General features: G+C 72.4%; 22 protein-coding genes. 5 read left to right on the top strand and 17 right to left on the bottom strand.

Annotated elements, in window-relative coordinates:
• Positions 1 to 276: 276 nt before the first annotated feature.
• The 15 genes from QK440_RS26765 to QK440_RS26695 all read right to left on the bottom strand — a co-directional run bounded on the left by QK440_RS26765 (position 277) and on the right by QK440_RS26695 (position 9,552).
• On the bottom strand, positions 277 to 846 hold the full coding sequence (locus QK440_RS26765) for a hypothetical protein (RefSeq protein ID WP_282795784.1): 570 nt from the start codon (positions 844 to 846) through the stop codon (positions 277 to 279).
• Positions 843 to 1,370, bottom strand: a complete 528-nt coding sequence (locus QK440_RS26760; protein WP_282795783.1) for a hypothetical protein — start codon at positions 1,368 to 1,370, stop codon at positions 843 to 845. The genes QK440_RS26765 and QK440_RS26760 overlap by 4 nt, the downstream gene beginning before the upstream one ends.
• A gap of 92 nt (positions 1,371 to 1,462) precedes the next feature.
• Positions 1,463 to 2,011, bottom strand: a complete 549-nt coding sequence (locus QK440_RS26755) for a hypothetical protein (RefSeq protein ID WP_282795782.1) — start codon at positions 2,009 to 2,011, stop codon at positions 1,463 to 1,465.
• Positions 2,008 to 2,412 carry a hypothetical protein gene (locus QK440_RS26750; RefSeq protein ID WP_282795781.1) on the bottom strand — a complete coding sequence of 135 codons (405 nt, stop codon included), beginning with the start codon at positions 2,410 to 2,412 and terminating at the stop codon, positions 2,008 to 2,010. Before QK440_RS26750 ends, QK440_RS26755 begins: the two co-directional genes overlap by 4 nt.
• Positions 2,409 to 2,834 (bottom strand): DUF6093 family protein, encoded by a 426-nt coding sequence (locus QK440_RS26745; protein ID WP_282795780.1) that lies wholly within the window; start codon positions 2,832 to 2,834, stop codon positions 2,409 to 2,411. The genes QK440_RS26750 and QK440_RS26745 overlap by 4 nt, the downstream gene beginning before the upstream one ends.
• Positions 2,831 to 3,211, bottom strand: coding sequence for a hypothetical protein (locus tag QK440_RS26740; protein ID WP_282795779.1), 381 nt, complete (start codon positions 3,209 to 3,211; stop codon positions 2,831 to 2,833). Before QK440_RS26740 ends, QK440_RS26745 begins: the two co-directional genes overlap by 4 nt.
• A 43-nt stretch (positions 3,212 to 3,254) precedes the next feature.
• The gene (locus QK440_RS26735; protein WP_282795778.1) at positions 3,255 to 3,476 is read right to left on the bottom strand and encodes a hypothetical protein; all 222 of its coding nucleotides are present in this window, start codon (positions 3,474 to 3,476) and stop codon (positions 3,255 to 3,257) included.
• Entirely contained in the window at positions 3,467 to 3,721 is a 255-nt protein-coding gene (locus tag QK440_RS26730) for a hypothetical protein (RefSeq protein WP_282795777.1), read from the bottom strand. Before QK440_RS26730 ends, QK440_RS26735 begins: the two co-directional genes overlap by 10 nt.
• Positions 3,718 to 4,563, bottom strand: a complete 846-nt coding sequence (locus tag QK440_RS26725) for a hypothetical protein (protein WP_282795776.1) — start codon at positions 4,561 to 4,563, stop codon at positions 3,718 to 3,720. Before QK440_RS26725 ends, QK440_RS26730 begins: the two co-directional genes overlap by 4 nt.
• Entirely contained in the window at positions 4,560 to 4,883 is a 324-nt protein-coding gene (locus tag QK440_RS26720) for a hypothetical protein (protein WP_282795775.1), read from the bottom strand. Before QK440_RS26720 ends, QK440_RS26725 begins: the two co-directional genes overlap by 4 nt.
• 89 nt (positions 4,884 to 4,972) lie before the next feature.
• Positions 4,973 to 5,257, bottom strand: coding sequence for a hypothetical protein (locus QK440_RS26715; protein WP_282795774.1), 285 nt, complete (start codon positions 5,255 to 5,257; stop codon positions 4,973 to 4,975).
• A 2-nt stretch (positions 5,258 to 5,259) separates the two neighbouring features.
• On the bottom strand, positions 5,260 to 6,321 hold the full coding sequence (locus QK440_RS26710) for a major capsid protein (RefSeq protein WP_282795773.1): 1,062 nt from the start codon (positions 6,319 to 6,321) through the stop codon (positions 5,260 to 5,262).
• Positions 6,322 to 6,337: 16 nt separating this feature from the next.
• Positions 6,338 to 6,745: a head decoration protein gene (locus QK440_RS26705; RefSeq protein ID WP_282795772.1), complete on the bottom strand. Its 408-nt coding sequence runs from the start codon at positions 6,743 to 6,745 to the stop codon at positions 6,338 to 6,340.
• A 114-nt stretch (positions 6,746 to 6,859) separates the two neighbouring features.
• On the bottom strand, positions 6,860 to 7,633 hold the full coding sequence (locus tag QK440_RS26700) for a hypothetical protein (protein ID WP_282795771.1): 774 nt from the start codon (positions 7,631 to 7,633) through the stop codon (positions 6,860 to 6,862).
• 98 nt (positions 7,634 to 7,731) lie between these two features.
• Positions 7,732 to 9,552, bottom strand: a complete 1,821-nt coding sequence (locus QK440_RS26695) for a hypothetical protein (RefSeq protein WP_282795770.1) — start codon at positions 9,550 to 9,552, stop codon at positions 7,732 to 7,734.
• A 268-nt stretch (positions 9,553 to 9,820) separates the two neighbouring features.
• On the opposite strand from QK440_RS26695, the gene QK440_RS26690 reads away from it, so the two are divergent.
• Both QK440_RS26690 and QK440_RS26685 read left to right on the top strand, forming a co-directional pair.
• A complete protein-coding gene (locus tag QK440_RS26690; RefSeq protein ID WP_282795769.1) occupies positions 9,821 to 10,324 on the top strand; it encodes a hypothetical protein in 504 nt (167 codons plus the stop codon).
• Between the two features lie 240 nt (positions 10,325 to 10,564).
• The gene (locus QK440_RS26685) at positions 10,565 to 10,810 is read left to right on the top strand and encodes a hypothetical protein (protein WP_282795768.1); all 246 of its coding nucleotides are present in this window, start codon (positions 10,565 to 10,567) and stop codon (positions 10,808 to 10,810) included.
• A 58-nt stretch (positions 10,811 to 10,868) separates the two neighbouring features.
• Here QK440_RS26685 and QK440_RS26680 read toward each other — a convergent pair whose 3' ends face one another.
• A complete protein-coding gene (locus QK440_RS26680; RefSeq protein WP_282795767.1) occupies positions 10,869 to 11,534 on the bottom strand; it encodes a hypothetical protein in 666 nt (221 codons plus the stop codon).
• 268 nt (positions 11,535 to 11,802) lie between these two features.
• Positions 11,803 to 12,192: a hypothetical protein gene (locus QK440_RS26675; RefSeq protein WP_282795766.1), complete on the bottom strand. Its 390-nt coding sequence runs from the start codon at positions 12,190 to 12,192 to the stop codon at positions 11,803 to 11,805.
• A gap of 189 nt (positions 12,193 to 12,381) precedes the next feature.
• On the opposite strand from QK440_RS26675, the gene QK440_RS26670 reads away from it, so the two are divergent.
• The 3 genes from QK440_RS26670 to QK440_RS26660 all read left to right on the top strand — a co-directional run bounded on the left by QK440_RS26670 (position 12,382) and on the right by QK440_RS26660 (position 13,291).
• A complete protein-coding gene (locus tag QK440_RS26670) occupies positions 12,382 to 12,588 on the top strand; it encodes a hypothetical protein (RefSeq protein ID WP_282795765.1) in 207 nt (68 codons plus the stop codon).
• 83 nt (positions 12,589 to 12,671) lie between these two features.
• Positions 12,672 to 12,896 carry a MarR family transcriptional regulator gene (locus QK440_RS26665; protein WP_282795764.1) on the top strand — a complete coding sequence of 75 codons (225 nt, stop codon included), beginning with the start codon at positions 12,672 to 12,674 and terminating at the stop codon, positions 12,894 to 12,896.
• A 188-nt stretch (positions 12,897 to 13,084) separates the two neighbouring features.
• A complete protein-coding gene (locus tag QK440_RS26660; protein ID WP_282795763.1) occupies positions 13,085 to 13,291 on the top strand; it encodes a hypothetical protein in 207 nt (68 codons plus the stop codon).
• The last annotated feature ends 40 nt before the right edge of the window (positions 13,292 to 13,331 follow it).

Raw genomic sequence — 13,331 nt, 5'->3', positions numbered from 1 at the left:
CGCCGTAGCCGCGGGGGCCCTCGGGCACCTGGTCGCGTTCGTGCGCCAGGAGTTCGCAGCCCGGGCAGCGGCTGGTGGAGCTGACGTAGGCGAAGCGGTCACCGTCGCCGTGCTCGTCCCATTCGTCGCCGCGGGTGCCGCAGTCCGGGCAGGTGGCGCGTTGCAGCTCGCGGTAGGCGAGGGCCTTGGCGCGGTCGGTGGCGCTCCAGGTGCCGTCCCCGCCGTGGAACTGGCTGTGCGGGATACCCCACCGGTCGCACAGCTCGAGCTCGGCTCTCAGGTGCGCATCGGCCCGGAGTCTTTTCCCCAGTCGCTCCGGCGGGTGTTCTGCGCGCTCAGGGCGGCCTGGAACAGCGCGGCCCGGTCGGCCATGCCCCACTCGGCGAGCAGGACGGCGGCCTCCTGCTCGGTCATCGGGTCGACGCTGGCCGCGGCGATGAGGGCGGCGGGGAAGGTGTCCTCGTTCCAGTCGTTGCCCGCCTCGGCCTGCTCTTCGGTGGGCGGGTGCGCCTGCATGAGCTTGGTGAAGGCGTCGCCCGGCAAGGCGCGGAAGACGAGGACCTCGCAGTCGGCCTCGTGCGCGGCGCGGGCTGCCTCGCAGGCCTTCTCGGCGGCCTGGGCCTGCGTGGCCAGGACGGCGCTGTCGGGCTCGTCGTCGGCGAGCTGCCGGGCCCGGCGGGCGGCGTGCTGGGCTTCCTCGTAGGCCTCGCGCAGCCGCTGGTCCTGCCACAGATACAGCGGCACCTCGGCGGCGGCGCGGGCCCGCAGCCGGGCCATCTTCTGCTGCCAGTGGGCGTCTGCGGCGACGGCGGCCGCGGGCGGCGCGGGCTGTTTCGTCTGGCTCACGCCGGCACCTTCTTCGCGGTCGCGCCGACCGCCGGGACGGGCTGCGACTGGGCGGGCCGGCGGGTGATGGTGAACTTCACCTCGAAGCGGGCGGCTTCGTTGTCCGTCGTGTAGGCCGGGGACAGCGATCCGACGCGCACGGGGAAGACGTCCATGCTCTTGTTCCCCGGGATGTCGCCCTTGCGGAGGATGACGACGTGGCCCTGCTTGCCCTTGGCCAGGGCCTCCTCGATGAGGTTGGTGGCCTTGTCCTCGTAGAAGGTCAGGGAGCTGTCCTCGGCCTTGTCGGAGCCGGGGATGGAGGAGTCGAAGTCGTCGGACATGTCCGGCGTCTCGATGCTCTGGTTCTCCAGGGTGAAGCCGGAGATGCTGGCGATGGCCGCGGTGAGGTTGAGTCCGGCGTCGAGCTCGGCGCGCGTGGGTATCAGCCCCTGCTGGTCGTTGAGCTTGTCCAGCCACAGGAAGATGCTGATGCCGCGCCGGGAGAACTTCTCGACCGGCTTGGGCGAAGGCAGTGGTGCCATGGGCGGGCCCCTTGGGTCTGCGCGAACGTCAGTGGTCGGCCACCCGGGGGGTGGCGCGTCCGCGAGGGGCCGCCGCGGTGCGGAAGAAGGCGTCATCCCGCCGGGCCGGGCCGGGGCTCCGGCCGGGGCGGGTTTTGATCACATAGATACGATAACCGGGCCTGCATCACCGCCTGTTCCAGCGTCGCCGGGGCCGCGGGCGCAGCCGGTGCGGCGGGGGTCCATCCGAGGCGGAAGCGCAGGGGGTAGGACACGATGCCGGCCGCGGCGTCGTTGTCGGGGCCCGCGTCCAGGTCCAGGGCGCGCGCGTAGCAGTTCCAGCCCGCCAGAGGCAGGGGGTGGCGCCAGGCTCCGTCGGGGCGGCGGCTCAGTACGCCGCTGCGGACCTTGTCGGCGAGCCATTCGGCCTGCTGGTGCTGGCGGGCCACGCAGTCGACCTGGTAGATGCTGCTGGCGTCCTCGTTGAGGTCGCTGAAGGGCGCCCCGCTCAGCGTCAGGGGCAGGGCGTGGAGCACGGTGTAGGGCGGGTCCGCCGGTCTGCCGTCGGTCAGCGGCACGGTGCCCAGGCCGCACGGCGTACCGGTGGCCGTGCGCAGCAGGGCCGCGACGGCGTCCGTGGCCAGCCTGCGTTCGAGGATCACAGGGCGTCCTTGGCGGCGGCGGCGATGCGCTCGGCGAGGCCGTGCTGCAGCGCGGCCAGGGCGGGCGCGACGTGCGGGAAGGGACGCTGGGCGTAGTCGCGGCCCAGGGCGTCGGTGCCGTAGAAGCCCAGTTCCAGGCGGCGGGCCTGCGCGGCGAAGGTGCCCACGGTGGCGCTGGCGCCGTGCGCTCGGGGCTGGATCTGCTGGCGCCAGCTGGCCAGGTAGCGGCCGGTGATGCGGTTGGGTCCGGGTCGGCCGCTGGCTGCGGCCTGGATGAGGGCGTGCAGCGCCGTTGCTTCGTGCCGCACTGCGGCACCGGTGGCCGGGCCGACGCGGGCGGCGGCGGCTTCCAGGGCCCGGGCGAGCTGTTCGGGCGTGGTGAACGTGCGGGTGGGGCTCATGCCGGGCTCCGGGGGGTGTTTTCGTCCAGCCAGGTCACGCGGACCGCGATGATGCTGGCGGCCAGCCCGGGCAGGACACAGCGCCAGGTGCGCCCGAGCAGGGCCGGGTCCTGGGCGGCGCGCAGGACGCGGACGGTGTCGTCCCGGGCGGCGACCGGGGCCGACGGCGGCGTCAGGAGCCGGTAGGTGGTCTTGGGGTCGTCCGGGTAGGGCTGGCCGGCGGCCGGGAGGCTGAGGCCGGGGACCGCGGCGTTGTCCAGGACGGCGCCGGGACCTTCGTACACCACGCGCGGCGGGGGGTCCTCGAGCTGACCGGTGTCCGGGTTGAGGACGGATGGCCCGCTGCGGCGGCGGATCTGGATGGTGTCGCCCATCACGAGGTCCTCGACGAGGGGGCCCAGGTAGCGCAGGTCGAGCGTCATGGGCGGCCCCCGGACCAGTCCACGAGCTGGCGCAGCATGGCGGAGGTGAGCTCCGTGGGGGTGCCGTCCAGGTCGCTGCGGTTCAGTGCGGCCTGCTGCAGGCGTGCGGGGTCGATGCCGGCGAGGAACGCGGCGATGGCCTCGGCGGGCGGCGACGGGCTGGCGACGGCGACGTGGGCCAGTCCCTCGAAGGCGGCCGGGTCGGCTGCGGGCCGCAGGTACAGCACCAGCAGCGGAGGCTGGGCAGCGTGGTGCTCGAGGGTGTATCCGGCCAGTGAGCGGGACACGTTGTGCCCGTCAAGTTCGACGTCGGCGCGGGTGCCGTCGGTGGTGATGCGTACGGAGTGCGGGCGGTCGGCCAGGCCGGCATTGTTCATGGGCCTTCTCGTCCTTCCTGGCGGGCACGTCGCCCGCGGGCGGCTACTGGTCGGTGTCGGTGCTGTCGTCGGCGGTGTCCGGCGCGGCGCGTTCGGTGTCGGTGTCGAGCGTGAACCCGAAGGGCGCCTCGGGCTCCGGCTGTTCGCCGGGCAGGGCCGCCAGCAGGCGCAGCGCGGTGGCTTCGGCGGCTCGGAGCGCGGCGGTGCTGTTCTGGCCCAGCCTGATGTCGATCTCGCGGCCGGGGGCTCGGACGGTCAGGCGCATGCGCTGCCGTCCGGGCCGGGCCAGTGCCAGGTGCCGGCGGTCAGTGGCGCGGCGTCCGTGTACGGCACCGGGCCGGGGAAGAACTGCCCCTCGGGGCTGAACACGACGAGCGCGGGCTGATGGTCGGCGTCGACGGCGGTAACCAGGGCGGCACGGCAGATGCGGGGGCAGCGGCCCTCCGCGCTGCCGCGATCGACGTAGTGGACGATCCGGCCGATGGCCAGGGGCTGGGCGGGCGGGCTCATGCGGGTTGTCCTTCCGTGACGGCGTCGTGGGTGAGGTCGGGGCGAGGGGTGAAGCGGCGCCGACAGCCGGGGTGGGCGATGAGGTGGCGGGCGGCCAGAGCGGCGGAGCGCAGGGTGCCGTGGGCGCGGTCGGGGTCGGTGTGACTGCTCCAGCCGCAGTCGGGGCCGTCGGTGACCTGCACCCAGAAGGCAGTGAGGTCCGCGCCGGCGGCGGTCAGCGCGCCGGTGTTGGTGGCGGTGACGGCCTGTGCGGCCAGTGCCGAGCGGGCCCAGGCCTGCGCCGGGAGCCGGGCGCCGTGGCGGTAGGTGACGGTGTCCAGGCGGTGCCGGGCGGCCAGGTCGGCAGCCGTGGGCGGTTCGGAGGCGCGGGCCGCGGCGGTGACCGCGCGCGCGAAGGCCTGGGCGCGGCGCACGGTGTCGTTGAGGCGCCCGGTCAGAGCGGGGTAGCTGGCGCCGGTCACGGACGCCAGGGCCCTCTGGTGTGCGGGGGTCCAGTGGAAGTCGGCAGGCGGTGTGCCGGGGGCTGGCACGGCGGTGTGCAGGGCGTCCTCGGCGCCGAGGCGGTAGGCGCGCGGCAGGTCGACGGCGGTCCAGCGTTCGATCAGCGCTCCGGCGTCGGTGTGGAAGCGGGCGGTCGCGGCGGTGAAGGCGGCCAGCTCCTGCCGCAGGGCCGGGGGCAGGGAGCGGCGGCGGGCGCCGCGGCGCTGCGCGGACTGCAGGGCACTCAGCACCGCCTGTTGCGCGGCGGCCAGGTGCTGCCAGTGAGCGTCCAGCTGCTGCACGGCGGCGGCCAGCAGCGTCTCCAGCGGGTCGTTGGCCGGCCCGGGGCGCGGCGCGGTCATCTCCGGGGCCGCTCGTGCAGGCGCAGGATGCCGCCGCCCGGTCCCGCAGGGGCGTCCTCGCCGGGCACCAGGGTGGCGGGGTCCTCCAACTCGGCGATCTGGCGTTCCAGCGCGGTGACGTTGCCGCTGGTGTCGACGGAGACGACGCCGGACAGCGCCACCTTCAGCGGCTGGGCGAGCAGGGCGGCACGGCGTTCACGCAGCACCTCGAGCGCCACGGCCCGCAGCGAGTGGAGACGGGCGTAGCGCTGGTCGAGGTCGGTGGTGTCGGTGGCGGGGCCGAGCGCGGCCAGCAGCCAGCGGCGCGAAGCGTCGTCCACGGGGTGCCCCCTGCGGCGGGTCGCGGGTGAGTGAAGCCCGGTACGGGCCGGGTGAGGACGGGCCCGGCCCGTACCGGACGGTGGGGGGCCTAGCCGTCGGTCTTGGCGGCGCTCCGGCGGGTGCGGGGCTTCTTCTCCGGCGGGTCGGCGGCGTCGGCCCCGTCGTCGTCCTCGGGCTCGGCGGCATCTGCGGCTTCGGCCGCAGATGCCGGATGGGTGGGCGCTGCGGGCGGCGGGGGCGTCCCGTCCTGCCAGGCGCTCGCGGTGAGGATGAGCGCGGCCAGGTGCGGTGCAGGCTCGCTCCCGGCATCGCAGGTGACCCACTGGTGGGTGCCGGGGTCGCGGACGTAGACGGTGGCGGCGAGTCGGGCCATGGTCACCACACCCGCGCGGCGATGTGGATGTCGGGCACGTACAGCACCGGCATGGCGGCCGCGGCGACCTTGGTCCACACGTTGACGGGGTCGTCGGTGTAGCCGTGGGTGACGACGATGCCGGGGGCGTCCTCGCGGGCGATGGCGGGGTTGGTACCGCGGGAGAGGACCAGCGATTCGGCGGTGATGCCGTACTGGGTCTCGCCCCACTGGCGCACGTTGGGCGGGACCATCAGCCACAGGTTCTCCGGCAGCACGCGGGGGTTGGTGCCGTCGTCGAGGGGGATCTGCACGTCGTAGACGGTGATGGGCGGCAGGCCGTAGCGGGCGCGGACGGCGTCGACCTCGTTGGGGGCCAGGACGGCGGTGGGGATCTGGCTGCCCAGCAGGGAGCCGTAGTACGCCGCGCGGTAGCTCTTGTTGCCCGCGAGCAGGGACTTGGCCTTGAAGGACGTGATGATGCGGTCCGGGAGCGGGGCGCGGGCATCGCGCAGGGCCTGGATCCAGCGCATCTCGTCGGCCAGGGCGTCGGCGTCGGGGTTGTTCCACGGCACCGGGGCGACGGGCATGTGGGCGGCCGGGATCTGCGCGTCGTACTCGATGTGCAAGTTGTTCTCGCCCTGCAGGGTGAACTTGCCGTCCGCCAGGAGGTCTCCGGCGGCCATCTCCATGCGGGAGCGGACTGACAGCACGTGTGCGGCGACGTCGTCGTAGACGGCCTGCACCAGCTCGTCGCTCTGGGCGCCGCGGTCGGCGTCCAGCAGGATCTGCTCCATCTCACCGACGATGTACTTCTGCCCGAGCGGCGGCAGCTTGCCTTCCGTCTCGATCATCGTGATCTCGCGGGAGGCGACGGGCGTGGTGGCGTCCCATGCACGGTACTTGGCCGCCGGCACCCGGCGGTTGGTCCGCTTCACGCGCCACTTGACGCTGTTGAGCTCGCGCTCCGGCAGAACGCTGCGGGTGAGCTCGTAGTCCTGCGGGCCGGGCACGGCACGCGCGAAGGCGTTGATGTCGGCCGGGGTGAGGTCCCTGAGCAGGAGCTCGAGCATGTCGTTGGGCATGGGGCAAGGCTCCGTTTCAGGCGTAGGTGAGCGCGGCGGTGGTCTTCTTCACCGCGGCCGCATCGAAGGGGACGGGCAGCTTGGCCGGAGCGATGTGTCCGTGGATGCGCAGCGCGGCGCCGATGCGGGTGGCGCCCACCCCGAAGGGCGTCTCGGTGTCCAGGACCCCGGCCAGGACCTCACGGCCGTCGGTGGCGGCCGCGTCGTAGGGCTCATACAGGCCGCTGGTGGTGTTGCGGGCCAGCGGGATGCCGGACTTCAGGCGGGCCTCGACGGTCTTGATGCCGCGCACCCAGTGCACGTTCTCGGTGAACTTGTTGACGTCGAGGGTGACGGTCTGGTTGGTCTCGGTGCCGTGCGTCGACAGCAGCCAGGGGCGGCCGACCTGCAGGCGCTGGCTGGTGGTGATCGGCTGGATGTCCATGCCGAGGTCCTCCCGGGAAGGTGGGCGCGGTGGGATGCCGGGCGCCAAGAGGGGGTGCCGTCCACGGGGAGGAAGGGGGGCGGGCGTGGTCCCAGAGGTGGTGCGGTGGAGCGGTCAGGGCGCGTCGTTGGGGGGGAACATCCGGGCCGCCATGGCGCGTCCGGCGTCGCCGGGCTTGCCCGCCGGGGCCTGGCGCTGCGGCGGGCCGCCGGCCGGGGAGCCGGACGGCGCGGGCGGACTGAGCGGCTTGTCTGGCGCGGCTGGGGCGCCGAACAGCTGCGGGCGGCGCTTCTTGAGCGCCGCGGCGGCCTTGGCGACGGTGGCCTCGTCGGCGTCCGGATCGTCCTCCAGTGCCTTGTTCAGCAGGAGCAGCGCGTCCTCGAGGTCCTGGCCGGTCGCGCCGAGAGAGACGAGCTGGGCACTGCGCGTGGCTTCCCGCAGCTGATTCTCGGCGGCGGCCGCGGCCTTCTCGGCCGCGGCTTCCCGCGCGGCCAGGTCCTGCTCCCGCTGGGTGAGTTCGGCGTCGCGGCGCTGCTCCTCGGAGAGGTGAGCGTCCTTGATCTTCTTGGCCTCGGCCAGGACCTTCTTGAGGGCTGCGGCATCGACGCCGTCCGGGTCGAGACCGGCCTCGGCGGCCAGGGACCGCAGTGCTGCCTGGCGGCCCTGGTCCTTCTCCCGGGTGAGCAGGAGGTTCATGCGGCGCTGGGTGACCGTGACGGTCTCCTCGTCCTCCCCCGCCTTGCCCGGGTCCGCCTTGCGGTCCAGGACGTCCTTGGGGGTGGGCGTGGGGGCGGGCGCCGGGGCGGCCGGGTCGGGGGTCGGGTCGTCGTCGCCGGAGCCGCCGGCGATGACGTGCACGGGACGGCCGTTGACGTAGCCGACGATCATTCCGGGAACCGGACGGGGTCGCGGGGTGCTGCGGTACATGCGGTCGAGTCCTCCACCGATGGGCGCCCCCGCGCCACCTACGAGTCTAGGGCCGATCTTCACTGCTCCTGTCCGGCGTCGCGTTCGCCGTCCAGGTCCTGGCCGCCGGGCAGCACGGGCACCGGGACCTGTTCGGGCGGCTCGCCCTTGAGGCCGAGGTAGTCGCGTACGGCCTTGGCGTCGCCGGTGGCGTCGGCCAGGGCCCCGGCCTGGGCGAAGGCCCGGGCCTGGATCCGTTCGATCTCGGCGGGGATGTCCTCGATGGGCCAGCCGCCCTCGGCGAGCATGCGCAGCGCGGTCTCCAGCGAGACGAGGCCTGCCGTGTACGCGGTGACGACTTCCTCCAGGACGCCGGCCCGGTCGGTGGGCGTGTAGGCGCCCATGACCACGGTGGCGGGCTGGACCGTCCGGCCGACCCAGTCCGGGTGCTGGCCCGCGATGAACAGCCGCTGAACGAACTTCAGGATGAGCATGTACTTGTGACGGCGGGCCAGGCGCATGCCCGCGATGAGCTTGTCGAGCGGTCCCAGGCTCAGCCGCAGGGCGTACCCGGAGGGCATCTGCGCCGGGTCCTGGGTTCCCAGCGCCACTGCGGGCAGCCGCAGGTTCACCGCTGCCCGGTCGCGCAGGGACTCCACGGTGGCCAGGAGCTGGGCGAGCTGCGGCGCGGTGTTCAGTACGTCCATCCGGCCGCCGTCGGCGAGCTTGAAGACCATGCCGGGGCCGGCCGCGAGATCGGTGCGGCTGTCCTGCAGGCCGGACACCGACAGGATCGGCGAGCCCGTGGTGGCCGAGGCCCGCGCGGAGTCGGTGTCGGAGGCGGCCAGTTCGTCCATGACCTGAAGGACCCGGGCCAGGGACGGGCGGCCCCAGTGCTCCTCGGCGGCCGGGACGGTGTTGGGCAGGTGGACCACCGGAATGAAATCGATCATGAGGTCGAGGCCGTTGAGGACCTCGCCGTCGTCCCGCCGGGCGTACATCGCCTTGTCCATCGGCAGGTTGTCGACGTCGCTGGTCCGCTCGAGGTCCTCCAGCAGCCACACCGCGTCGGTGAGATAGCAGGTGTAGGGCGAGGGAGCGTCGTTCCAGGGGTACTGCCGCAGGATGGTGCCGGTCTCGTCGACGGTGTCACCGGGGGTGAGCAGCGGAGCGTCGGCCTCGCCGAGGTAGGTGCGCAGCGGTCGGCCGAGCCGGTCGGTTCCGGAGACCGTGGCCGGGGCGATCGGCGCGAGCTCGTAGGTGATGCGGCGCAACCGATCCTTGAGCCCGCGCTTGGGATCTTCCGGCAGCTCCCAGCAGAAGTGGACCCGCCGGGGGAACTCCCCGGCGTCATCGTCGAGGACGGGGAAGTAGAGGCCGGGGTCCATGGCCCGGAGGGTCGGACGGCCCTTGCCGGGCTCCCAGGCCAGCCGGTAGACCGCGTCGCCCAGACTGACCGCCTTGCGCTCGGCCTGCTGCATCCGCATCGCGAGCTGTTCGTCCTCGGCCCACTGGATCAGGGCCTCCTGGACCGCGCTGGCCTCGGCCGCGTCGGGGCTGGTGTCGTCCTCGTCGTGTTCGGCGCCGTCAACCACGATGCGCTGCTCGTCGCCGAGGACGTCGGCGGTGATGGCGTCGATGAAGGTCGCCGGGTCGCCGAACTCCCTGCGCTCGCGGGCCTCGGGGCCGTCGCGGATCTCCGCCAGTTCACCGGCCTGGTTGTTGTCGTAGGCGGCCAGGACGGTGTACGCGGCCAGGCGGCGGGCGTCCTCGTCCGGCACCCAGGTGGCGTGCGCGGCGGGGAAGGCGCGGCGGTGCGGGGTGCCCAGGTGCGGGTCGGCGTACACGGGCTTGAAGTTCAGCCAGCCCCAGGCGTCGACGAGAAATTGGCGCAGGCCCACGTCGTCCTCCGGTCAGTCGGCCCCGCACCGTGATCAAGGGTATCGGCGCGCGGCCGGGCGGGGCGGAGGGCGTCAGCCCCGCCGCGCAGCGACTCCGGCTGACGGCTGTTGTGTGAGGTGCCGTGCTCCCGGCGGCAGCCGCCGTGTTCAGCCCCCTCAGGTGGCCCCAGATTGGGAGGAAGAAGATCGGCATCCCCCTTCCAACCTTGCAACGCCCCGTTGTATAGTTGGGGTCAGAAGGAAGGCAGGCCGGAGAAAGGGGCCCACGATGACGCACCGCCAGATGAACGAGATCGCCGCGCTGATGACCCAGATCGGCTGGACCGCGACCGTACAGAAGGTCGACGGCAAGGAGCGCCTCGAGGCCACCCGCAACGGCGCGGCGGTGATGATCTCCACCCGCCAGCGCAAGAGCGGCCGCACGGACCTGCAGTACTACATCATCCCCAGCTCGGCCAGCGCCTGGTCCCGCGTACGCATAGACGGCCTGATGGAGTTCCTGCAGCACGGCCGCATCGCCCCCACCACCAAGGCGATGACCTTCAACCACTCCGGATGCACCTGCCGGAACAGCCAGGGGGCCCCGAAGTGGCACGCGCCGACCGAAGCACGGGCGCTGCGTGCCCTCGGGCACGCCCAGGAGAACCGCCGCGCCGAGGGCAGCAAGAAGACCGAACGGCGCGCGTACCGCTGCCCCCAGGACGCCCGGCGCTGGCACCTGACCACCCGCGAGAGCTGGGTCGGCGACGCCGCCTGGGCCCCGATAGCCTGACCCCCGGCCCGCACGGCCGACACCGGGCGGGGCGCGGGGGCGCCCGCCCGGTGTCGGCGTTGCAGGCCAGGAGGAGACATTGGTCGTGGAATCCCTCAGGCCGGTGGAGCCTCGACCAGCGCGGGCTGCTCGGCTCGGCGTCGGCCACGGCGGCCGGGTGCGCCGACGCGTCCAGGGATGCTGAGAACCCATCTTCAAACCGGCGGAGCGAAGCCGTGAGGGCCAATCGCTAGAGAAGACATGGCGACCGACGTGTGGACCTCGGGCTTCGGCGCGGCGTGGGAGAGTACGGGCATGTCAAGTCGTCGACCCGAACTTCGCGTGTGCTCGCCGACCGAGTGTGTGCTTCCGATGAGCCATGCGCGGGGCGGGTGTCCCTTCACCGGCAGGGAAGCCACGGTTGAGGAGATGAAGGCCGAAACCCGCAAGCACCGAGCGAGCGAGTTGATCAAGGAGTGGACGGTCGCCGGGAAATGGGTGAGCTGACTCGCTCGGGCCAGCGCCGCACCGCAGCAGGGTCGTGTCGCAGCGACGTCGAGCAGGGTCATTGGGAGCGGAGGGTGACGTTGGCGGCGCGGGCGCGCTGCTGGGAGCCAGTCGGGGCATCTGCCGGTTTGTACCAGGATTTGTTATAGCGGGGGTGGACGGTGATCTCGTCGGGCTGGTCCAGGCCGTGGTCGAGACTGACCACCGTATTGGTCTTGTGGTCGCCCGCCTTCGCGACTTTGCGCAGGGCGCGCTCGTGCGGGCGGGCCAGGCGAGCCGTCCAGCCGTCGGCGGGCAGGCCGCAGTCGGCGAGCATCTGCTTGAGATTCTCGATGCCCGCGTAGTCCCGTCCGGTCATCCACGGGATGACGATCTCCAGGCTCTTGATGGGCGGCACCCCCCGGGTCATGGACAGGTAGCGGCAGGTGTTGTAGACGAGGTCGTCCTTGCCCCGCTGATGCGCGCGCAGCGCCTCCTCGGCGGCACTGCGCGCCGAGGAGGCGCGCGCGGCCTCGGCGCGGGCTTCTTCCAGCGCGCGGGCGGCGATCTGTTCCGCCTGTGAGGTCGCGTCCTGCTTGAGGCCGCGGATCTCTCCCCGCAGCGCCGCAACCTCCTCGGCGTGACGCTGCTTCTCCTCGGCGAGCTGGCGGCGCAGGTCCGCTAACTCTTCCTGGGCCTGGGCGAGCTTGTGGCCGGCGGCTCGCGCAGCTTCACGTCCCCTCACGGGCTCCTCCTCCTGTACGGATCCCACCATCATGGCCTGCCCGCGGCTCCGCGCGGAGTCATCGGCGGATCCGGCTTCCGAGGAGTTGGCACAGCAGAGCAGCGGCATCGACGGCCCGACGTCCCCCTTCTACGTCAGGTTCTGAAGTCGTCACTGGTGAGGCAGGGGAGCAGTTCGGCACGCCGCTGGCCGAAGCGCCCCTCGTGAGAGACACACCGCCCCGGGGGCGGTGTGGTAGCCGTAGCGGCCGGTCACGCGAGCGGTCCACTCACGGGCAAAACCTCGGTGCGCTGAACACCCACTGGCCGTCCTGCAGCGACAGCGTGCCGCGCGCGCCGTCTTCGCCGACGTACTCCAGTGCTCCCTCGATCCGTCGCCCCTGCGCCCAGCGCACCAGGATGTCGAGGACGCTTACGAACTCAGTGGACTGCCCGCCGGTGTCGACGATCAGCTGGTCGACCTGTGTCGGCCGCCCGCCAGAGGTACCGGCCTTCCCGGAGGCTGCCATCGCGACCAGCACGAACTCGTACTCGTTGACACGCCCTTCGAGGGCTTCACGGGTCATTCCGGCAGGGGCAACGGTGAACGGAGTGGCCGGGTCGACGTGCATCGGCGGGTCCAGAGAAAGGGTGCCGCTCACTGAGTACTCGTATCCCACGCTGTCCTCCCAGGGGTGTTGGCGTGGGACCAACTATACAACACCACGTTGTAATGACTCAAGCGGCAACCCGCCCTCCCACTATGCAACGCACTGTTGTATAGCGAAGGGGAGCCGAAAGGTAACACAACGTTGTATAGTCAGCGCCGGAGAGGCGGCTCACTCCCCGGAACGGCAAGAGGAGGAAGCGTGCTCGAAACGCCCCAGCACCCCGACGTCAAGGTGCAGCTCAGCGGCGAGGACGGCAACGTCTACAGCGTGATCGGCCGCATCCAGCGGGCGCTGCGCCAGGCCGGGCGCGGCGAGGCAGCCACGGAGTTCGTCGCGGCCGCGCGCAGCGCCGGGTCGTACGACGAGGTGATCCAGCTCGCCATGCGCACCGTGGACGTGAGCTGACCTGTCCGCCCTACGGTGCGGCCCGCCTCGAGGCAAGCGAGGCGGGCCGCACGCCATCGTCCCAGACACGGAAGGAATCAGTCATGAGCAAGTCGAAGCCTCGAGAGCTGTGGGACTACAAGAGGATCGCCGAGGAGACCGGCCTGAAGGTGGGCACGCTGCGGCGGTACAAGAAGACCGGCCACATGCCAGAACCGGACGAGCTGCCAGCCCCGGACCGACCCCGCTGGTACTCGGAGACCATCACGGCATGGATGGCGGCCCGCCCCGGTCGCGGCGCCCGCACCGACCTGAAGGGCGACCAGTAACCCCCCCCCCGCCCGCCGACACCGCGCCCCCCGCTCAAGCAGCCGGGGGCGCGCGGCGTTTCCGGGGCCGGCCGAACCGGTCCGAAGAAGATCGCGAACACCCTTCCATCTTTACAACGTCGCGCTGTATAGTTGTTCTCGAAGGGGCGGGCACGAGGCCCGGACCGAAGACACAGAGGGAGCGCAGCATGGACGAGATGACCGTCGCCGAACTGATCGAGCTGCTCGAGCGGCTCGACCCGGAGGCGAAGGTGCGGGCGGCGACCCAGCCCCGCTACCCCTTCGAGTACCGCATCGGCCAGATCGCCGAGACCGACGGGACCATCTGGATCGCGGTGGAGGACCAGGTCGGCTACCTGCCCGATGACGCCCAGGAGGCGCTCGGCTGGAACTGACCGGCGCGAGCCCGGCGGCCCGCCCCGAGGCAAGCGGGGC

The sequence above is a fragment of the Streptomyces sp. CC224B genome, assembly GCF_030010595.1.
GTDB classification, from domain to species: Bacteria; Actinomycetota; Actinomycetes; order Streptomycetales; family Streptomycetaceae; genus Streptomyces; species Streptomyces longispororuber.
Note: the sequence above shows the minus strand (reverse complement) of the source record. Positions and strands in the feature narration are given on the sequence as shown.